General features: G+C 59.5%; 18 protein-coding genes and 2 tRNA genes. 14 read left to right on the top strand and 6 right to left on the bottom strand.

Annotated features, from left to right (window positions below; all coding sequences use genetic code 11):
- The coding region (locus tag ACIQ39_RS04010; protein WP_396433320.1) for an OsmC family protein at positions 1 to 204 on the bottom strand (204 nt) is incomplete at its 3' end.
- Positions 205 to 492: 288 nt separating this feature from the next.
- On the opposite strand from ACIQ39_RS04010, the gene ilvA reads away from it, so the two are divergent.
- On the top strand, positions 493 to 2,040 hold the full coding sequence (gene ilvA, locus ACIQ39_RS04005; protein WP_396433319.1) for a threonine ammonia-lyase, biosynthetic: 1,548 nt from the start codon (positions 493 to 495) through the stop codon (positions 2,038 to 2,040).
- 526 nt (positions 2,041 to 2,566) lie between these two features.
- On the opposite strand, the gene ACIQ39_RS04000 is transcribed toward ilvA, so the two are convergent.
- Together ACIQ39_RS04000 and hrcA are read right to left on the bottom strand one after the other, a co-directional pair.
- Positions 2,567 to 2,643, bottom strand: a tRNA-Ile gene (locus ACIQ39_RS04000).
- A 36-nt stretch (positions 2,644 to 2,679) separates the two neighbouring features.
- Positions 2,680 to 3,684: a heat-inducible transcriptional repressor HrcA gene (gene hrcA / locus ACIQ39_RS03995; protein WP_396433318.1), complete on the bottom strand. Its 1,005-nt coding sequence runs from the start codon at positions 3,682 to 3,684 to the stop codon at positions 2,680 to 2,682.
- 28 nt (positions 3,685 to 3,712) lie between these two features.
- On the opposite strand from hrcA, the gene ACIQ39_RS03990 reads away from it, so the two are divergent.
- From ACIQ39_RS03990 to rapZ, 3 genes are read left to right on the top strand one after another with little or no spacing between them, the layout of a single operon-like run.
- Positions 3,713 to 4,606: an NAD kinase gene (locus ACIQ39_RS03990; RefSeq protein WP_396433317.1), complete on the top strand. Its 894-nt coding sequence runs from the start codon at positions 3,713 to 3,715 to the stop codon at positions 4,604 to 4,606.
- Positions 4,607 to 4,609: 3 nt separating this feature from the next.
- Entirely contained in the window at positions 4,610 to 6,304 is a 1,695-nt protein-coding gene (recN, locus tag ACIQ39_RS03985; RefSeq protein ID WP_396433316.1) for a DNA repair protein RecN, read from the top strand.
- The gene (rapZ, locus tag ACIQ39_RS03980; RefSeq protein WP_396433323.1) at positions 6,301 to 7,164 is read left to right on the top strand and encodes an RNase adapter RapZ; all 864 of its coding nucleotides are present in this window, start codon (positions 6,301 to 6,303) and stop codon (positions 7,162 to 7,164) included. Before recN ends, rapZ begins: the two co-directional genes overlap by 4 nt.
- Before the next feature lie 62 nt (positions 7,165 to 7,226).
- On the opposite strand, the gene mutY is transcribed toward rapZ, so the two are convergent.
- Positions 7,227 to 8,294, bottom strand: a complete 1,068-nt coding sequence (mutY, locus tag ACIQ39_RS03975; RefSeq protein ID WP_396433315.1) for an A/G-specific adenine glycosylase — start codon at positions 8,292 to 8,294, stop codon at positions 7,227 to 7,229.
- Positions 8,291 to 9,106 carry a bifunctional DNA-formamidopyrimidine glycosylase/DNA-(apurinic or apyrimidinic site) lyase gene (gene mutM / locus ACIQ39_RS03970; RefSeq protein WP_396433314.1) on the bottom strand — a complete coding sequence of 272 codons (816 nt, stop codon included), beginning with the start codon at positions 9,104 to 9,106 and terminating at the stop codon, positions 8,291 to 8,293. Before mutM ends, mutY begins: the two co-directional genes overlap by 4 nt.
- A gap of 70 nt (positions 9,107 to 9,176) precedes the next feature.
- On the opposite strand from mutM, the gene ACIQ39_RS03965 reads away from it, so the two are divergent.
- The 7 genes from ACIQ39_RS03965 (at position 9,177) to pth (ending at position 15,062) form a co-directional block, all read left to right on the top strand.
- A complete protein-coding gene (locus ACIQ39_RS03965) occupies positions 9,177 to 10,982 on the top strand; it encodes a tetratricopeptide repeat protein (protein ID WP_396433313.1) in 1,806 nt (601 codons plus the stop codon).
- Between the two features lie 122 nt (positions 10,983 to 11,104).
- Positions 11,105 to 11,518, top strand: coding sequence for a lipoprotein insertase outer membrane protein LolB (locus ACIQ39_RS03960; RefSeq protein ID WP_396433312.1), 414 nt, complete (start codon positions 11,105 to 11,107; stop codon positions 11,516 to 11,518).
- A 72-nt stretch (positions 11,519 to 11,590) separates the two neighbouring features.
- Positions 11,591 to 12,436, top strand: a complete 846-nt coding sequence (gene ispE, locus ACIQ39_RS03955; RefSeq protein ID WP_396433311.1) for a 4-(cytidine 5'-diphospho)-2-C-methyl-D-erythritol kinase — start codon at positions 11,591 to 11,593, stop codon at positions 12,434 to 12,436.
- 34 nt (positions 12,437 to 12,470) lie between these two features.
- Positions 12,471 to 12,547, top strand: a tRNA-Gln gene (locus ACIQ39_RS03950).
- A 42-nt stretch (positions 12,548 to 12,589) separates the two neighbouring features.
- On the top strand, positions 12,590 to 13,567 hold the full coding sequence (locus tag ACIQ39_RS03945) for a ribose-phosphate pyrophosphokinase (RefSeq protein WP_396433310.1): 978 nt from the start codon (positions 12,590 to 12,592) through the stop codon (positions 13,565 to 13,567).
- A 100-nt stretch (positions 13,568 to 13,667) separates the two neighbouring features.
- On the top strand, positions 13,668 to 14,294 hold the full coding sequence (locus tag ACIQ39_RS03940; RefSeq protein ID WP_396433309.1) for a 50S ribosomal protein L25/general stress protein Ctc: 627 nt from the start codon (positions 13,668 to 13,670) through the stop codon (positions 14,292 to 14,294).
- A 132-nt stretch (positions 14,295 to 14,426) separates the two neighbouring features.
- Entirely contained in the window at positions 14,427 to 15,062 is a 636-nt protein-coding gene (pth, locus tag ACIQ39_RS03935) for an aminoacyl-tRNA hydrolase (protein WP_396433308.1), read from the top strand.
- Positions 15,063 to 15,077: 15 nt separating this feature from the next.
- Here the strand turns inward: pth and ACIQ39_RS03930 are convergent, their stop codons facing one another.
- Positions 15,078 to 15,326 carry a YfhL family 4Fe-4S dicluster ferredoxin gene (locus tag ACIQ39_RS03930; RefSeq protein WP_396433307.1) on the bottom strand — a complete coding sequence of 83 codons (249 nt, stop codon included), beginning with the start codon at positions 15,324 to 15,326 and terminating at the stop codon, positions 15,078 to 15,080.
- Positions 15,327 to 15,473: 147 nt separating this feature from the next.
- On the opposite strand from ACIQ39_RS03930, the gene ACIQ39_RS03925 reads away from it, so the two are divergent.
- From ACIQ39_RS03925 to ACIQ39_RS03915, 3 genes are all read left to right on the top strand, one after another.
- Positions 15,474 to 16,328, top strand: a complete 855-nt coding sequence (locus ACIQ39_RS03925) for a 3',5'-nucleoside bisphosphate phosphatase (protein WP_396433322.1) — start codon at positions 15,474 to 15,476, stop codon at positions 16,326 to 16,328.
- A gap of 94 nt (positions 16,329 to 16,422) precedes the next feature.
- Positions 16,423 to 17,046: an L-threonylcarbamoyladenylate synthase gene (locus tag ACIQ39_RS03920; RefSeq protein ID WP_396433306.1), complete on the top strand. Its 624-nt coding sequence runs from the start codon at positions 16,423 to 16,425 to the stop codon at positions 17,044 to 17,046.
- A 200-nt stretch (positions 17,047 to 17,246) separates the two neighbouring features.
- Positions 17,247 to 20,351, top strand: coding sequence for a valine--tRNA ligase (locus ACIQ39_RS03915; protein ID WP_396433305.1), 3,105 nt, complete (start codon positions 17,247 to 17,249; stop codon positions 20,349 to 20,351).
- Positions 20,352 to 20,375 lie beyond the last annotated feature (24 nt).

Here is a 20,375-nt window from a genome sequence, read left to right as displayed (position 1 = left end):
CACCACGTCGTAAGCGGTGCAAGCGCCGGTCGCTGCCAACAGGGTTTCCATGGGGCGCGGGGCGAGGTTTTGTCCACCATTTTCGGGCTTGGCGGCATCGGGGGCACCGTCCATGGCGATCATGTGACCAGAGCCGGTTTCGGCCAAAAAGCCCATGCCGGAGCGGGTGCCGGCAGCGCCGGTCCAGGTGACTGTGCATTCCATTTTGTTTCCTTGTGTATCGACCGCGCTGAACGCACGGATTTTGAGTGGTCTTGCAGGTGTTCAACTTTACAAGTTTTTGCAAATGGACACCGCGAACTTGCTGCAATGCAACAAAAACACCCGTACAATTGAGCATAGACGCGCTTTTTTGCACGGCCCAGTTGTCTCCTCCACCCTCTGAAAAGGTGGATTTGCCCCAAGTCGCAAGACTTGGGGCATTTTTTTTGACCGTTATCATCAAGCGCACACTTTTTTAAGCGATGCGGCACCACTGCCGTCGCACCAGACATGACGACCCCACACCTGACCCCCGCCGATTACCTGATCAAAATCCTCAATGCCAAGGTGTATGACGTTGCCCATGAGACGGGCCTGGAAATTGCCAAAAATCTGTCTCGCCGTCTGGGTAACCAAGTGCTGCTCAAGCGGGAAGACCAGCAGCCCGTGCACAGCTTCAAGCTGCGCGGGGCTTACAACAAGATGGCGCAGCTGAGCCCCGAGCAGCTCAAAAAGGGCGTGATCTGTGCCTCGGCCGGCAACCACGCACAAGGCGTGGCCCTGAGCGCCAGCCGCTTGGGCACCCGCGCCATCATCGTCATGCCCACCACCACGCCGCAAGTCAAGATTGACGCGGTCAAGGGCCTGGGGGGCGATGTGGTTTTGCATGGCGACAGTTATTCGGACGCCTACCAGCACGCGCTGAGCTTGCAAAAGAAACAGGGCCTGACGTTTGTGCACCCCTTTGACGACCCCGATGTGATCGCGGGCCAGGGCACCATCGCCATGGAAATGCTGCGCCAGCACCCCGGCCCACTCGATGCGGTGTTTGTGGCCATCGGCGGGGGTGGACTGATTGCGGGCGTGGCCAACTACATCAAGGCCGTGCGCCCGGGTGTGAAGGTGATTGGCGTGCAGATGAACGACTCGGACGCCATGATCCAGTCGGTGGCCGCCCAAAAGCGCGTGACTTTGGCCGATGTGGGCTTGTTTTCGGACGGCACCGCCGTGAAGCTGGTGGGCGAAGAAACTTTCCGGGTGGCCAGCAACTTGGTCGACGCCTACATGACGGTGGACACCGACGCGGTGTGCGCAGCCATCAAGGATGTGTTTGTGGACACCCGCTCGATCGTGGAGCCCGCTGGCGCACTGGCCGTGGCAGCGGTCAAGCAATACGTGGCCGCCCACCAGTGCAAGGGCCAGACCTTTGCCGCCATCTTGTGCGGCGCCAACATGAACTTTGACCGCCTGCGCTTTGTGGCCGAGAGGGCCGATGTGGGCGAAGAAAAAGAAGGCCTGTTTGCGGTGAGCATTCCCGAAGAACGCGGCAGCTTCAAGCGCTTTTTGGAGTTGATCGGCAGCCTGCCCGGTGGCCCGCGCAGCGTGACCGAGTTCAACTACCGCATGAGTGATTCTGAAAAAGCCCATGTGTTTTTGGGCCTGAGCACGCACGGCAAAGGCGAGAGCAGCAAGATCACCGCCAAGTTCAACAAACACCAGTTCAAGGCCATCGACCTGACGCACGACGAACTGGCCAAAGAACACATCCGCCACATGGTGGGCGGGCACTCGGACCTGTCACAAGACGAGCGCCTGCTGCGCTTTGAGTTTCCCGAGCGTCCGGGCGCATTGTTCAAGTTCTTGAGCCTGATGCGCCCAGGCTGGAACATCTCCTTGTTCCATTACCGCAACCAAGGCGCCGACTACGGCCGCATTTTGGTGGGCCTGCAGGTGCCCCCCAAGGACGACAAGGCGTTTGAGAAGTTCCTGAAAACCCTAGGTTATCCGTATGCGGAAGAGACGGACAACCCGGTTTACAAGTTGTTTTTGCGGGGGTGAGATCAGGCCGCTCCAACCCATTTACAGAGCTGCCAAGCGATTGACGGTTCTGGTTCGTGGTCGGTCAATTGAATCAACAGGGCCGCTTGCAGATTGGGTTTGGCTTCCCAACTTCGACTGTTCGCAAACGCAAGTGGTTGATTTGATTGAATTTACGTTTTAAAGCGCAGACTACAAAATGGCGTTTTCTAAACTGGCTTTGCGTGTTGAGAATCTGTGCCACTTTCCGCCCGGCAACTTGAAGCGGCATTGGTAAAGCAGACTGCGTGTGCGGCGATACAAGACCAGTTCACCGTCACGCAATAGCAAGACGCTGGGCGATGCCGCTATCAGTGCGTCAACGGAGCGTTGTTTGCTGGATTTGGCAATGGCTGAGTCTATCGCCTGCGGTGTGTCAGCGTGGCGTTTCGTCATAGAACACTGCCCCCAGCGTGGCACTCCTGTACTGACAGAGTGCCTCAACTTGACTCAACCCAACAAAAAAGTCACTTTGCAGCGTTGTACAAAGTGACTTCGAGGATGTAAATGGTAGGGCGTGACAGACTTGAACTGTCGACCAAAGGATTATGAGTCCTCTGCTCTAACCAACTGAGCTAACGCCCCCACCGAAGCCGTGATTGTAGTGGGCGGCGTTGGGGTTTATTTGGACTGGCTGAGTGCGTTGCTGACCAGGCGCGAGGTGATGTTGACAATCTGGATCATGCGGTCATAGGGCATGCGGGTGGGGCCGATCACACCCAGGGTGCCCACGATCTGGCCGTCCACTTCGTAGGGGGCGCTGACGACCGACAGCTCTTGCATGGGCACGATCTGGCTTTCTCCGCCAATGTAGATCCGCACGCCTTCGGCCTGGCTGGACACGTCCAGCAAGCGCATGAGCTGGGTTTTTTGCTCAAACAATTCAAACGCCCGTCGCAGGTGACTCATGTCACTGGAAAAGTCGCTCACAGACAGCAAGTTGCGCTCACCGGCAATGACCACTTCGTTTTGGTCCTCGGCCAGGGCTTCGGTGCTGACTTGCACGGCCGCTTGCATGAGCGTGGCGATTTCGCTTTGCAGACTGACCAGTTCTTGCTGCACCCGCGAGCGTACCTGCTCGATGGCCATGCCTGCGTAGTGGGTGTTGAGGAAATTGGAGGTTTCAATCAACTGGCTTTGCGAATAGTCGGTCTCGGTGAACAAGATGCGGTTTTGCACATCGCCTTCGGGCGAGACAATGATGACCAGCAGACGCCGCTCGGAAAGGCGCAAAAACTCGATATGCCGAAACACCGAGGGCCGGCGTGGTGTCATGACCACACCTACAAAATGCGACAAGCTGGACAGCAAGTTGGCCGCGCTGGCGATCACCTTTTGCGGCTGATCAGGAATCAGGGCCGGAGTTTCCAGGCCATCGCGCTGCACCGTGAGCATGGTGTCCACAAACAATCGGTAGCCCCGGCTGGTCGGAATACGCCCGGCCGAGGTGTGGGGGCTGGCGATCAAACCCAGCTCTTCCAGGTCGGACATCACGTTGCGGATGGTGGCGGGTGACAAATCCAGGCCGGAGGCTTTGGAGAGCGTGCGAGAGCCCACAGGTTGGCCGTCCGCGATATAGCGTTCCACCAGGGCTTTGAGCAATAACTTGGCACGATCATCTAGCATCTGGTCATTTTAATGATGTAATTTGCGAATGAGATCCAAGTTCCGTCACGTTGCACTTTTTGGCAAATACCACACCACTGCACACGGTGGAGCGCTGGAGAGTTCCCGGCGCGCGCTGGACGACGTGGCCCAGTTCCTGACACGGCAAGGCTGCGACGTGGTGCTGGACCAAGAAACGGCCTCGCACACCGGCCTGAACCAATACCCCGTGCTGGGAATGACCGAGATTGGCCAACAGTGTGATTTAGGCTTGGTCATTGGCGGCGACGGCACCATGCTGGGCATTGGCCGCCAAATGGCCCGTTTCAATTTACCCCTGATGGGCATCAACCAAGGGCGGCTGGGTTTCATCACCGACATCCCCCTGCAAAGCTACCAAGATGCGTTGCTGCCCATGCTGCAGGGCCAGCACCAAACCGAAAACCGCAGCCTGCTGCAAGCGCAGGTCATGCGCGACCAGCGCTGCGTGTTCAGCGCTTTGGCCATGAACGATGTGGTGGTCAACCGCGGTGGCACCTCCGGCATGGTGGAGCTGCGGGTCGAGGTCGATGGCCGTTTTGTGTCCAACCAACGCGCAGACGGCTTGATCATCGCCACGCCAACAGGCTCCACCGCGTATTCTTTGTCTGTGGGGGGGCCTTTGATGCACCCGGCCATTGGCGGCTGGGTCATGGCGCCGATTGCACCGCACACGCTGTCCAACCGCCCCATTGTGCTGCCTGAGTCGTCCGAGATCAGCATCGAGATCGTGGCTGGGCGCTACGTCAGCGCCAACTTCGACATGCAATCTCTGGCCGACTTGATTTTGGGTGACCGGATTGTGGTCAAGCGCTCGGAGCACACCGTGCGGTTTTTGCACCCCGCAGGCTGGAACTACTTTGACACCTTGCGCAAAAAAATGCATTGGAACGAGGGTGCTTAAGCCATGGCACTGAGGCACATCACCCTGCGCGACTTTGTGATCGTGCAAAGCCTGGAGCTGGATTTGGCCACAGGCTTTTCCGTCTTGACCGGCGAGACGGGCGCTGGCAAATCCATCTTGATTGACGCTTTGCAACTGGCCTTGGGGGCCCGCGCCGAATCGGGCGTGGTGCGCGAAGGGGCCAGCCGCTGCGAGGTGTGCGCCGAGTTCGAGCCCACCCCTGCCATTCAGGCCTGGCTGGAAGCAGCCGGTTTTGAGGCCAGCGCCGATTTGCTCTTGCGCCGCACCGTAGACTCTGCCGGCAAAAGCCGCGCTTGGGTGAACGGCAGCCCGGCCACCGCCACGCAACTGCGCGAGTTGGGCGAGCAACTTTTAGACATCCACGGCCAGCACGCTTGGCAAAGCCTGACCCGGCCCAACGCCGTGCGGGGCCTGCTTGATGCGTATGCGGGCATCGACACCCGCCCCCTCAAAGCCAGCTGGCAAACCTGGCGACAAGCGCAGCAAACCCTGCTTGACGCGCAACAAGCGCAAACTTCACTGGCCAACGAACGCGAGAGGCTGGCTTGGCAAATTGGTGAGTTGGAAAAACTCATGCCCTTGGTGGACGAATGGCAAGAGCTGAGCACGCAGCACAGCCGATTGGCCAATGCCCAGGCCCTGATCGACGGGGCGAACCAAGCCAAGCTTTTGCTCGGGGGCGAAGACAACAACAACGAGGCAGGCGCTTTGCGCCAGCTGTCCCGCGCCATCCAGTCCTTGCAGTCGCTGGGGCAGTTTGAACCCGAATTCAAGGCCTTGGCCGAGCAGCTCACTTCGGCCCAAGCCCAAGCCGAAGACGTGGCCCACAGCCTGCACACTTATCTGCGCAAAACCGACCCGGACCCAGCGCAGTTGGAAAAGCTGGACGAGCGCATGGGCCAATGGTTGTCGCTGGCGCGCCGTTACAAAAAAACGCCTGTCGACTTGCCGCACACTTTGGCGACGTGGCGACAAGAATTGGCCAAAATTGACGCCGCAGCCGACCTCGTCAGCCTGCAAGAGGCCGCACAAGCTGCGCAAACCGCCTGTGCCCAAGCGGCCAAAGCGGTCTCGCGCCAGCGCCAGCAAGCGGCCAAACCCCTGGCCCAAGCAGTCAGCAGCGCCATGCAGCAACTCGGCATGCAAGGCGGGCGTTTTGAGGTGCTCTTGCAAGCCCTGGAGGCCCCCGCTCAGCACGGCTCGGAGGATGTCAGCTTTTTGGTCGCCGGACACGAGGGCAGCACGCCGCGCCCCGTGGGCAAAGTCGCCTCGGGCGGTGAACTCTCGCGCATCGCACTGGCCATTGCTGTGAGCACCAGTGAACTGGGTCAAGCAGGCACGCTGATTTTTGACGAAGTGGACTCGGGTGTGGGCGGCGCTGTGGCCGAGACCGTGGGCCGCCTCATGAAACAATTGGGTTTGCACCGCCAGGTGCTGGCCGTGACGCACCTGCCCCAAGTGGCCGCCTGCGCCGACCACCACCTGCTGGTCAGCAAGTCTGCCGCCCAAGGCCAGGTCAGCAGCCAAGTGCGCAGCGTGAGCGGTGAGACGCGCGTGAGCGAAATTGCCCGCATGTTGGGCGGCGAAAAGTTGTCGGCCACGACCTTGGCACATGCCCGCGAAATGTTGGGCGATCCCCCTCCCAAACCCCCAGGCCGCAAAGCCACTCAAAGCTGAGCATGGACATCATCCTCATCACCGGCATGTCCGGCTCTGGCAAATCGGTGGCGCTGCATGCCCTCGAAGACGCCGGCTATTACTGCGTCGACAACTTGCCGCCGGAGTTGCTGGTCTCATTTGTCAAGCTCGAAGAACAACAAAAAGAACAACGGCTGGCGATTGCCATTGACGTGCGCAGCGCCAACTCCTTGCACCTCATGCCCGAGCAAATGGCCTTGCTGCGCGACATGGGCATGACGGTGAAGTCGGTTTTTTTAGATGCCAACTCTGACACTTTGCAACGGCGTTACTCTGAATCACGGCGCAAGCACCCTTTGTCGGGCGGCAACAAGCCCCAAAGCGACAGGGCTTTGGTAGAAACCATTGGATTTGAGCGCGAGCTTTTATCCGACTTGCGCGAACGCGCCCATGTCATCGACACCAGTTTGCTGCGCTCTGCGCAGTTGCAAACCTACATCAAGACCCTGGTCAGCGCCCCTTTGGCGCAGCTGACCTTGGTGTTCGAGTCCTTCGGCTTCAAGCGCGGCATTCCGACCGATGCCGACTATGTGTTTGACGTGCGCATGCTGCCCAACCCACACTACGAAAGCACCCTCAAGCCCTTGACCGGTCGCGATGAGCCGGTGCAGGCCTACCTGCGCCAGTCGGAAGAGTTTGTGCAAATGCAACTGCAGATCGAGGGTTTTTTAAAGCACTGGATACCCGCCATCGAACGCGACCACCGCAGCTACGTCACGGTGGCGATCGGCTGCACAGGCGGCCAACACCGCTCGGTTTTCATGGTCGAGCAGCTGGCACAAAGCTTTGGCGCACGCTGGCTCACCCTCAAGCGCCACCGCGAACTCGACGCCATCTGAGTTGAAACGCTTTTCTGGAGGCGGCACCCCGCCCCACCGGCCACGCAGCCGCCTGACCCGGTTCAAGTGGCTCTGGAGGACGCCAGCAGCATGCGAACCGGCGCAGGCAAACCCAGGTCAGGCCATGCACCGGCATCGACCCACTGCCCCTCACCCGCCGGCGCGAAATTGCCCGAGCCGCTCAGCTGCACGGGGTGCAAATGCAAGTCACGGTGCGTCAGCACATGCTTCCAAGGCTCAATATAGGTCGGTGCCTGGCCTTGCGGCCAAGCCGCGAGCAATTGCGCCTCGGCATCAAACACCGGCAAGCTGAACAAACCCGCCCAAATGCCCTTGTCCGGCCGTTTTTGCAGCCACACCTGGCCTTGCGCGTTCACGGCCCACAGCAGCCACAGCGTGGCGCTGCTGCGCTTGAGTTTGCGGGTTTTCACAGGGTAGGCCAGCGGCGCATCTTGCGCTTTGGCCTGGCACACCGACAACACCGGGCAGGCCTCGCACAGCGCTTTGCGCGGCAAACACAGCGTGGCCCCCAGGTCCATCAAGGCCTGGGTGTAGCGCGGCATGTCGCTGGCTTGCGCGGGCAAGAGGTCTTGCGCCAGCGCCCACAAAGCCTTTTCGTTTTTGGCCAGCGCCAAATCGTCTTGGAAACCCAACACCCGTGTCAGCACCCTTTTGACATTGCCATCCAAGATGGCTGCGCGCTCTTGAAAGCAAAACGCCGCAATCGCCGCTGCGGTCGAGCGGCCAATGCCGGGCAAGGTTTGCAGGTCTTCGGCGCGCCGTGGAAAGGCCCCACCAAACGCCCCCATCACCGCTTGGGCGCACTTGTGCAAGTTGCGCGCGCGGCTGTAATAGCCCAGGCCACTCCACAGCGCCAGCACATCGTCTTGCGCTGCAGCGGCCAAAGTGGCCACGTCGGGAAACCGCGCCAGAAAACGGGGAAAGTAGTCAAGCACCGTGCTCACCTGCGTTTGCTGCAGCATGATTTCGGACAACCAGACGCGGTAAGGGTCTTGGGTGTTTTGCCAAGGCAGGCTTTGGCGACCGTGTTGCTGCTGCCAAGCCACCATGCGGCGCGCAAAACCCTCGGGCAAGTCGTGCAAGTGGTGCAAGTGGTGCAAGAGGCTCATGGTTTTTGACATCTGGGGCAGTAAAAAGTGGTGCGCTGGCCCTGCAGCATGGACTTGATGGGCGTGCTGCACACCCGGCAAGGCGCGCCTGCACGGCCGTACACCGCGGCTTCCAATTGAAAGTAGCCGGTGCGGCCCTCGGCATTGACGAAGTCTTTGAGCGAGCTGCCACCTTGCTCAACGGCGCGGGTCAGCACCTGCACAATGGCCGCGTGCAAACGGGCCACACGGGGCTTGGACAAACGCGCCGCCCGGGTGGTGGGGCGAATGCCCGCCATGAACAAGGCCTCAGAGGCGTAAATATTGCCCACGCCCACCACCTCGTCTCCGGCCAGCAGCACTTGCTTGATGGCGCTTTGGCGTTTCTTCAAGGCTTGCGCAAAAGCCGCCGCGTCAAATTGGGCACTCAAGGGCTCCACGCCCAAGCGGCCCAAGAGCTTTTGGGCTTGGGGTGAATCTTCGCAAGGCGCCCACACCACGGCTCCAAAGCGGCGCGGGTCGTGCAGCCGCAGCACGCCTCGGTCGGTCACCAAGTCCATGTGGTCGTGCGGCCCAGCTTCGGCTTGGCTGGGCGCAAAGTTCAAACTGCCCGACATGCCCAAGTGCAGCAACAGCAAGCCTTGATCCAAATCGAGCAGTAAATACTTGCCGCGTCGCCGAACGCCCCACACCTGACGGCCCACCAGGTGGGTGGCAGGCACGCCCAAGGGCCAGCGCAAGGGCTTGCCCATGTGCAGCGCCAAAATGTGGGCCGATGCGATGCGGTCTGCAAAGCTGCGGCGGGTGACTTCAACCTCGGGGAGTTCGGGCATAGGCTTGGGGGCAAAAAGGGACTTGGGCTGGGCTGATCGCGCCTGCAGGTGGCTGGATTATGATGAAGCCATGAAATTCTGGTTTCGATTCGCTGCTGTCACCTCCTGCGTTTTGAGCGCTTGGGCGCAACCGGCTTTGCCCGATGCTTCGCCACCCGCATCACCTGTGCTGACTCCAGCCACCAGCCCTGCAGCCACGCCGCAGGCGGCACTGTCCGCTGCGGGCTCTCCCCTTGCACCGCCAGCCAGCTCAGCACTCGATGCTGCGCTGTTCTACCAATTGTTGCTCGGTGAGCTCAACGTTCAGGCAGGCTCTGCGGGCAGCGGTTTTTCCATGATTTTGGATGCGGCTCGAAAAACCAACGACCCCCAACTTTTTCAGCGCGCGGTCGATGTGGCACTGCGCTCACGCTCTGGCGAGGCGGCACTGCAGGCAGCGCAAGCCTGGAAAAGCGCTGTGCCCGCAAGCACGCAAGCCAACCGGTACCTGTTGCAAATACTCTTGGCCCTGAACCGCGTGGACGAGGCGGGCAAAGCTTTGGCAACATCGATTCAAGATTTGCCCGCTGACGAACAAAACGCCGCCATTGCCTCAGTACCCAGCGTTTTCTCGCGCGTATCAGATAAAAAATTGGCCGCTGACACGGTTGAAAAGGCTTTGTCTTTTGCACTCAAACAAGCCAACACAGCCGCTGCGGCCTGGACCACAGTGGGCCGCATGCGGCGAGAAGCTGGGCAAGCGGCTTTATCAGTGGCGGCCACACGCCAAGGCCACTCGGCTGACCCGAAGGCTCCTGGCCCATTGATCTTGGCTTTGAGTTTGTCTGGCGTGGCGCCTGCTGAGATGGGACCTTTGCTTGAAAAAGCCATGCAAACAGACGTCCCACCCGAGATTCGGCTGGGCTATGCACGCTTGTTGATCGGACAAGGGCAACAAGCAGCGGCCCAGATGCAGCTGTCGCAACTCAATGCCAAGCACCCCGATTTCGCTGCCGCGTGGTTGGTGCATGGTCTGTTTTTACTGGAGTCAGGCAAACGCACTGAAGCCGAGCAAAAACTGCGCAAACACGTGGATTTGGCCAAGTCAATGACCAATCCGAATGAACAAACTGGCTTGACTGAGGCCCTGATGGCTTTGGCGCAATTGGCGCAACAAAAAGGCCAATGGGCGCTGGCCAATGAATGGTTGGCTCAAGTACCGCCCGATGCAGAACCCACAAAATTGGCCAGTCGCCAAGCCGATTTGCTGACCCAGCAAGGCCTGCTGGATGAGGCTTGGTTGGTGTTGTCACAAATCAAAACCAGCAACGCCGAGCAAGCCACACGCAAAGTCTTGGTGCAGTCGCTTTGGTTGCGCGAGAACAAGCGCGTCGATGAGGCCTATGCCTTGGTCAATGACGCCCTCAAAGCACAGCCTCAAAACACCGATTTGATGTCTGAATTGGCCATGGTGTGCGAAAAGCTCAAGCGCTATGACGAGATGGAAACCCTGCTGCGTCAGCTGATGCAGCGCAAACCCGAAGACCCCCACGCATTCAACGCTTTGGGCTACTCCTTGGCCGATCGCAACACCCGACTCGACGAAGCCCGACAACTGATCACCAAAGCCCTGCAGCTGGCACCAAATGATGCCTACATCCAAGACAGTTTGGGTTGGGTGGCCTATCGCCAAGGTCGCATGGCCGAAGCCCTTGAGGTTTTGCAAGCAGCCTTCAAAAGCCGACCTGATGCCGAAATCGCAGCCCACTTGGGCGAGGTGCTTTGGGTCTTGGGCGAGCGCCAGCAAGCGGCGACCATTTGGCGTGAAGGTTTGATGCTCAAATCGGACAACTCTACGCTGCTGGAAACCTTTCAACGCTTTGACTTCAAGCCATGAATGCGTGCAAGCTCAGACCATCTGCTGAGCCTTTGCCACCCGCCGAGCAAGGGCGCAGCCACTGGGTAGCAGGGGCGGCATTGGCGCTGAGCTGGCTCCTGACAAGCTGCGCATCGCCCCGCATGCCTGTAGACGACCCCCAGGCTTATTGGTCGGGTCGCATGGCCATTCAGGTCTTGAAACACCCCCCCGAATCCATGAGCGCCAGTTTTGAGCTGCAAGGCTCTGCCCAAAAAGGCGAACTGCTGATGCTCAGTCCGATCGGCACCACCTTGGCACGCTTGGTATGGACCCCCGATTGGGCACAACTGACCCAAGGCTCGCAAGCCGTAGAAAGCAGCAATCTGCCAACCTTGGTCGAACGCTTGACAGGCACCGAACTGCCGATTGCAGCTTTGTTTGAATGGTTGGCGGGTCGCCCAGCCCAAGTACCGGGCTGGAATGCCGATTTGTCGGGTCATGCCCAAGGGCGCATTTCGGCTGAACGCCTGGTGCCCACACCAGCAACTGCGGTGCGCATTGTTTTAGACCGCTGACAGACCGCTGAATATGGGCCGCCAGGTTTTAGGCCCGCCTCCCTGCGGCCCACCGATGGCGATAATCCGGGCATGAAATCGCTGTACGACGTCCCTGCCCCGGCCAAACTCAATTTGTTCTTGCACATCACAGGACGTCGCCCTGATGCTTACCACTTGTTGCAATCGGCTTTCATGCTGATTGATTGGTGCGACACTTTGCATTTTGAAAAACGTGCCGGCCCCGGCATCAGCCGCGAAGACCTGACCACGCCCTTGCCAGCGCAAGACCTCATTACCCGCGCGGCCCACTTGCTGCAACAACACACAGGCTGCACCGATGGTGTGCACATTGGGGTGGAAAAACACATTCCAGCCCAAGCTGGAATGGGAGGGGGCTCATCGGATGCGGCCACATGCTTGCTGGCACTCAACCGGCTGTGGCAGTTAAAGCTCAGCTTGCCCGAGCTGACATCCTTGGGCCTGCAGTTGGGGGCCGACGTGCCCTTTTTCCTGAGCGGACACAACGCCTGGGTAGAGGGCATTGGTGAAAGCATCACAGCCATTGACCTGGCACCGGCCCAATTTTGGGTGATCAAACCGCCCACAGGCATTGAAACAGCTCGCATTTTTGCGCACCCCGACCTGAAACGCGATACAAACGCTGCTACAATCTTGCTCTTTGCTGCAGATCCATACGGCTTCGGTCGCAATGATTTGCAACCCATCGCACAGGCTTTGTGTCCCGAAATTGAGCCAGCGCTTTTTGCGCTCAACAGCCTCGGAATGCAAGCCAAAATGACGGGTTCTGGCAGTGCCGTGTTTGCCCATTGCAGGGACAGCACACTTAAAGTTTCGGTCCCCGATCACTTTTCGGCACGGCTATGCAGCAATTTGGCAACCCACCCCTTGCAAGGTTGGGCCGCCATTGACAGTTGATCGGTTGGCTGCTGTTTCAGTGGTCAACCCGTGTAGGGGAGTCGCCAAGTTGGTTAAGGCACCGGATTTTGATTCCGGCATTCGAAGGTTCGAGTCCTTCTTCCCCTGCCAAACACGTTCATTTGTACAGGCCCATTTTTTCTGATCGCTGGAATGCACATGCAGCCTGCTTCGAACACCCCCGACTTCATGCTGTTCACCGGCAACGCCAACCCGGTTTTGGCAGCTGAGATCGCCAAGCACCTGGGCACTCAACTTGGTGCTGCCGATGTGGGCCGGTTTTCTGACGGTGAAGTCACTGTTGAACTCAAGCAAAATGTCAGGGCCCGAGAGGTGTTCGTGGTGCAGTCCACCTGCGCCCCCACCAACGAAAATCTGATGGAGTTGCTGATCATGGTGGACGCGCTGAAACGTGCCTCGGCCGAGCGCATCAGTGCTGTGATTCCCTACTTCGGTTATGCCCGCCAAGACCGCCGCCCGCGCTCAACCCGGGTGCCGATTTCGGCCAAAGTGGTGGCCAACATGCTGCAAGCCGTGGGCGTCGACCGTGTGTTGACCATGGATTTGCATGCCGACCAAATTCAGGGCTTTTTTGACATTCCTGTGGACAATATTTACGCCTCGCCGGTACTGCTCGGCGACCTGCGCCAACAAAATTACGACGATTTGATCGTGGTCTCGCCCGACGTGGGCGGCGTGGTGCGCGCTCGCGCCTTGGCCAAGCAGCTGGGCTGCGATCTGGCCATCATCGACAAGCGTCGGCCCAAAGCCAACGTGAGCGAAGTCATGCACGTGATTGGCGAGATCGATGGGCGCAATTGCGTGATCATGGACGACATGATCGACACCGCAGGCACCTTGGTCAAAGCCGCCGAAGTGCTCAAAGAGCGCGGGGCCAAAAAAGTTTACGCTTACTGCACACACCCGATTTTTTCGGGTCCGGCCATCGACCGCATTGCCAGGGGTGAAGCCTTGGACGAAGTGGTGGTCACCAACACCATCCCACTGTCGGCCGAAGCCGCAGCGTGCACCAAAATTCGCCAACTCTCTGTGGCCCCGTTGATCGCCGAAACGATTCACCGGATTGCCAAGGGTGAGTCGGTGATGAGCCTTTTTTCTGACCAAGCTTGATCGGAAAAAAGGCCAATAGCGGCCGGTCATCCTGGTGGATTGACTGGCTTTTTTGAGTCAGGGTGGCACTGGTCGCGGTGCAACCCAGCAGGAGAAAATCATGAAATTTGTCGCTTTTGAGCGCGCCAAGCAGGGCACGGGTGCGAGCCGCCGTCTCCGCAATTCCGGTCGCACACCGGGCATCGTATACGGCTCCACATTGGCCCCGCAACTGATCGAGTTGGACCACAACGCGCTTTGGCATGCCCTGAAAAAAGAAGCTTTCCACGCTTCGATTCTGGACATGGAGTTCAACGGTCAATCCAGCAAAGTATTGCTGCGGGACTACCAAATGCACCCTTTCAAACAATTGGTGCAACACATTGACTTTCAGCGCGTGGATGCCAACACCACTTTGCGCATGAAAGTGCCATTGCACTTCAACGGTGAAGAGGAATCTGAAGCAGTCAAGACCGACAAGTGCACCGTTAACCACGTCGTGACCGAGCTCGAAATCGCTTGTTTGCCCGCCAACTTGCCTGAGTTCATCGCGGTGAACTTGACGGGTTTGACCAAAGGCGTGTCGCTGCACCTGAACGACATCAGCTTGCCCGCTGGCTGCAAAGCCATCACCCACGGCAAGAAAAACCCGGTTTTGGTCACAGCTGTGGCCCCAGTCGAAGAAGTGGTCGCCGCGCCAGTGGTCGCTGCGCCTGCAGATGCCAAAAAAGGCAAAGGCAAAAAGTAATCTGATCTGGGCCAGGCTTGGCCTTGGCACTGCAGATTGGCTTTTCAAGGCCCGCGCAAGCGGGCCTTTTGCATGGTGGCTGGAGGGTCTGAACTCGCCGCTGTGAACCCGCAGCACGGATAATCTCGCACCATGATCAAACTGCTCGTCGGCCTGGGCAACCCCGGCCAAGAATACGAAGACACCCGCCACAATGCTGGCTTTTGGTGGATCGACGCTGTCGCCCGCGAACTCCAAGTTTCGCTGGTGCCCGAACGCAGCTACCACGGCATGGTGGCCCGCACCCTGGTCAAGGGGCAAACTCTCTGGTTGCTCAAGCCCCAGACCTTCATGAACTTGTCGGGCAAATCGGTCGGTGCGTTGGCTCGGTTTTTCAAAATCACACCGCAAGAGATTTTGGTGGCGCACGACGAGCTGGACATACTGCCGGGCGAAGCCAAACTCAAATTAGGCGGCAGCCATGCTGGGCACAACGGGCTGCGAGACATCCACGCCCAGTTGGGCGCCGCCGATTACTGGCGCTTGCGCCTTGGCGTTGGTCACCCGGGCGACAAGGCCGAAGTCGTCAGTTGGGTGTTGAAAAAACCCATATTGGCGCACCGAAAAGGCATTGACGACAGCATCCACCGTTCGGTCTTGGCTTTGCCACTGCTGTTGGGCGGGCAGATGGAAAAAGCCATGGCCCAGATCCACACCAGCAAACCACCCCGGCCCAAACCACCCCGGCCAGTCACGCCCCCCGAACCCCATGCCCCATTGCCCGACTGAAGCGGGCTTTGCACCCTACTGCCCTTGCAGGCGGCGGTATTTGGCCCAGAGAGATTCTTGGTTTTCAATGTGCTGCGGATGCAAAGGAATGCAAGCCACGGGGCACACTTGTACGCATTGGGGTTCGTCGAAATGGCCCACGCACTCGGTGCATTTAGAGGGCTCGATTTCGTAAATTTCTTCGCCCATGTAAATGGCCTGATTGGGGCACTCGGGCTCGCACACATCGCAGTTGATGCATTCGTCAGTGATCATCAGTGCCATGGGCTGCACTCCGCAAAAGTCTGCATGGTGGTCATGGCTTGATTATCGGCCAGAGGCCTGCGCCTGAAAAACTGCAGGGCTGTTCAGCGCAGGGCAACAGCCGCAATGCCCCTACAAGCAAGCCGTAATGCACGCCATGCGCCTAGAATAGTCACCATGCTCAATGCCGACCTGCACTGCCACTCCGTCATCTCCGACGGTACCCTGACCCCAGAAGATTTGGCCAAACGCGCCAAAGCCAATGGCGTGGAAATTTGGGCATTGACCGATCACGACGAGGTTGGCGGGCAAGACCGCGCCTTGGCCGCAGCACGTGCACTGGGCCTGCCCTACCTCACAGGCACCGAGATTTCAGTCACCTTTGCCCACCAAACGGTGCACATTGTGGGTTTGGGTTTTGACGCCCACAACAGCGCCCTGGTGGCGGGCTTGCGCCGCACGCGCGGTGGGCGTGGCGAGCGCGCCCAAGAAATGTCAGACGGCCTTGCCAAAGTGGGTATCTTCAACGCTTATGCGGGTGCCCTCCAATATGTGGGCAACCCCGAGTTGATTTCGCGCACCCATTTTGCGCGGCACTTGGTTGAAACCGGTGTATGCAGTGACACCTCCGAGGTGTTTCGCAAATTTTTGACCGAAGGAAAACCTGGCTTCGTGCCCCACCGCTGGGCGCGGCTGCAAGAGGCGGTGCAGTGGATCAGCGATGCGGGCGGCGTGGCGGTCATTGCGCATCCGGCACGCTACGGTTTTACCCCCAATGAAGAGTACGCGCTGTTCAGCGAGTTCAAGGCCCATGGTGGGCGCGGGGTCGAGGTCATCACCGGCAGCCACTCATCGCAAGAAGCGGTGCGTTACGCGGAAACAGCCCTTGAATTTGACTTGGCCGCTTCGCGTGGCAGTGATTTTCACAGCCCCGATGAGAGCCGCATCGATCTGGGTGCCTTGCCCTTCCTGCCCAGCCAACTGACCCCTGTCTGGGAAGTTTTGGCAGACCGCATCCAGTGAACACCTTGACCGCAAAACCGTTCCAAGACTTTCTTTTTGCTCATCGTTCGTGCCGCCCCGTGATCGCCTGGCAGACCTCTGACTGAAGCTGGCCATGGCCCAATTTTTCAGCGTCCACCCAGACAACCCGCAAGCGCGCCTGCTCAAACAAGCCGTGCAGTTGCTCAACCAAGGCCGTGTGCTGGCCGTGCCCACAGACTCCAGTTACGCCTTGGTCTGCCAATTGGATGACAAGAACGCTGCCGACCAATTGCGCCGCATTCGTGGCGTGGACGAGAAACACCATCTGACCCTGCTGTGCCGCGACTTGAGCGAGTTGGCCAACTACGCTCGGGTGGACAACTGGCAGTTTCGTGCCATCAAACAGGCCACGCCCGGGCCCTTCACTTTCATTTTGGAAGCCACCAAAGAAGTGCCTCGCCGATTGAGCCACCCTCAGCGCAAAACAATCGGCCTGCGCGTGCCCGAGCACAAAGTGCTGCAAGAACTCTTGAGCCTGCACGGTGCACCCTTGTTGGCGACCACCTTGATCATGCCGGGTGACGCCTCGCCCTTAAACGACCCCGAAGAAATTCGCGAACGCCTAGAGCACCAAGTCGCTGCGGTCATTGATGCGGGGGCTTGCTCGCTGCAGCCCACCACCGTGATCGACATGGGCGCTGACGAGCCCTCGGTGCTGCGGCGCGGGCAAGGCGATCCGGCATTGCTGGGGCTGTGAGGCAGGCAGCTGAGCGTTGACATGGCTGATCTCGGGCACCGAGCCTTCGGGTGCATAAGGCCATGCTGAACAAGCCCCTGTTGCACGCCCAACTGCGTCCGCTCAGGCGCATGCAGGCTAGGTAAAATCCACAGCTTTGGACCATGATGGTTCCGCACGGCACTGGCTGAGTTGCCGTTTTCACATTTGAAAAGACCCCCATGAGCAACGCCCCCCGCACTGTGGCCCATCAGCCCGGCCTTGACAGCTTGTCCAAATCGTTTGAACCGGCAGCCTTGGAGGCCCACTGGGGGCCCGAGTGGGAAAAGCGCGGTTACGGCGTGGCGGGCTTTCGCGGCACGGCTGCCCCCGTGGCCACGGCCCCGGCGTTTGCCATCCAGCTGCCCCCGCCCAACGTGACCGGCACGCTGCACATGGGCCACGCCTTCAACCAAACCATCATGGACAGCCTGACGCGTTACCACCGCATGTCGGGCTTCAATACCGCTTGGATTCCGGGCACCGACCACGCCGGTATTGCCACGCAAATCGTGGTCGAGCGCCAGCTGCAGGCCCAAGGCATCAGCCGCCACGACATGGGCCCCACGCCGGCCGAGGCGCGCAAGAACTTTGTGAGCAAGGTTTGGGAATGGAAGGAACAATCTGGCAACACCATCACCAACCAAATGCGCCGCATGGGCGACAGCGTGGACTGGAGCCGCGAATACTTCACGATGGACCCGAAACTGTCCAAGACGGTGACCGAGACCTTTGTGCAGTTGTATGAGCAGGGCCTGATTTACCGTGGCAAGCGCTTGGTGAACTGGGACCCGGTGTTGCAAAGCGCGGTGTCTGACCTGGAAGTGGAAAGCGCCGAAGAAGACGGCAGCATGTGGCACATCCGTTATGACTTTGCCGATGGCCCGCAATCCGTCAACGGCGAAAGCGTTCAAGGTCTGGTGGTGGCCACCACCCGGCCTGAAACCCTGCTGGGCGACGTGGCCGTGATGGTGCACCCCGAAGACCAGCGTTACAGCGCCCTCGTCGGCAAACAGGTGAAGCTGCCTTTGTGCAACCGCAGCATCCCCGTGATCGCCGACGATTACGTGGACAAAGACTTCGGCACCGGCGTGGTCAAGGTCACGCCGGCACACGACACCAACGACTACCAAGTCGGCCAGCGCCACAAGCTGGAGATGATTTGCGTGCTGAACCTGGACGCAACGATCAACACCAACGCCCCAGAAAAATACCGGGGCCTGGACCGTTTTGTCGCCCGCAAGGCCGTGCTGGCCGATCTGGAAGCCGCAGGCGCTTTGGTTGAAGTGAAAAAGCACAAACTCATGGTGCCGCGCTGCGCACGTACCGGCCAAGTGATCGAGCCCATGCTGACCGACCAGTGGTTTGTCGCCATGAACAAGGTCGGTGACCAAGACCCCACCGGCAAAAGCATTGCGCAAAAAGCCATCGACGCGGCGCAGTCAGGCGAGGTCAAATTCGTGCCCGAGAACTGGGTCAACACCTACAACCAGTGGATGAACAACATCCAGGACTGGTGCATCTCGCGCCAGCTGTGGTGGGGCCACCAGATTCCGGCTTGGTACGACGAAGACGGCAAAGTCTACGTGGCGCGCAACGAAGCCCAGGCGCAAGCACAGGCTGACAAGCTCTCGCCAGGCAAAACGCTCAAGCGCGACGAAGACGTCTTGGACACCTGGTATTCGTCAGCGCTGGTGCCTTTCAGCACCATGGGCTGGCCCAACAACGGTAAAGTTGCCGACAACGCAGCTGCCGAGCGTGCCGGGCTCGGGCGCAGCGACATGGCGAGCGAAGCGAGTAGGAGCAAGGCCGAGTCCGGCACGCTCGGCAGCGGCACCAACGGAAACGCCAACGCCAACAAAAGCCAAAGTGATTACGACCTCTACCTCCCCAGCAGCGTCCTCGTGACCGGCTACGACATCATCTTCTTCTGGGTCGCCCGGATGATCATGATGACCACCCACTTCACCGGCCAAGTGCCCTTCAAACACGTCTACATCCACGGCCTGGTGCTCGACGCCCAAGGCAAGAAGATGAGCAAGTCCGAAGGCAATGTGCTGGACCCGGTGGACCTGATCGACGGCATCACCTTGGAGCCTTTGCTGGACAAACGCACCCAAGGCCTGCGCAAACCCGAGACCGCGCCCAAGGTGCGCAAGCAGACCGAAAAAGAATTCCCGGAAGGCATTCCCGCTTATGGTGCCGACGCCTTGCGCTTCACCTTTGCCGCGCTGGCCAGCCTGGGCCGCAGCATCAACTTTGACTCCAAGCGCTGCGAGGGCTACCGCAACTTTTGCAACAAACTTTGGAACGCCACCCGCTTTGTGCTGATGAACTGCGAAGGCCAAGACTGCGGTTTGCGAGAACACACCAAGGCCGAATGCGCGCCACCGCGCACGGGTGAAAACGGCGAAGCCATTGCCGCCGGCCCGTTTTACCAATACATGTTGTTCAGCCAGGCCGACCGCTGGATCGCCTCGGCGCTGCAGCAAACCGAGGCCGAAGTCGCCAAAGGCTTTGCCGATTACCGCTTGGACAATGTGGCCAGCGCCATCTATGAATTCGTCTGGAACGAGTACTGCGACTGGTACTTGGAAATTGCCAAGGTGCAAATCCAGACCGGTGACCCCGCACAGCAGCGTGCCACCCGCCGCACCCTGATCCGCACACTCGAAGCGATTTTGCGTTTGGCGCACCCCATCATCCCCTTCATCACCGAAGAGCTGTGGCAAAAAGTGGCACCGGTGGCTGGCCTTGCCGGTCCCTCGGTCAGCGTGGCCCGCTACCCCGAGGCGCAGCTGAACAAGATCGACGAGCAGGCCATGGCCAACGTGGTGCAGCTCAAATCGCTGGTGGACGCGTGCCGCAATCTGCGCGGCGAGATGAATGTGCCTGCCTCCACCAAAATGCCGCTGTTCGCTTTGGGCAATGCCGAGTTCATGCGCGCCAACGCGGCCGTTTTGCAGTCGATGGCCAAGCTGAGCGAAGTCAAAATCTTTGACGACGAAGCCGCTTGGCAAAGCGCAGCCCAATCGGCACCGGTGGCCATGGTGGGCGGCACGCGCATGTGCTTGTTCATCGAGGTCGATGTGGCGGCCGAAAAAATTCGCCTGGCCAAAGAAATCACCCGCCTCGAAGGCGAAATCACCAAGGCCAAGGCCAAACTCGGCAACGAGGCCTTTGTGGCCAAAGCCCCGCCTGCGGTGATCGACGAAGCCAAAAAACGCGTGGCCGACTTCGGAGACACGCTGGACAAAATTCGCCAGCAACTGCAACGCCTGGGCTGAACCGCCCGCCAGCCCAAGACACCC

Source organism: Limnohabitans sp., assembly GCF_044361645.1.
Taxonomy (GTDB): Bacteria; Pseudomonadota; Gammaproteobacteria; order Burkholderiales; family Burkholderiaceae_C; genus Limnohabitans_A.
The sequence above is the reverse complement of the archived record's forward strand: the minus strand, read 5'-3'. Positions and strand labels throughout refer to the sequence as shown.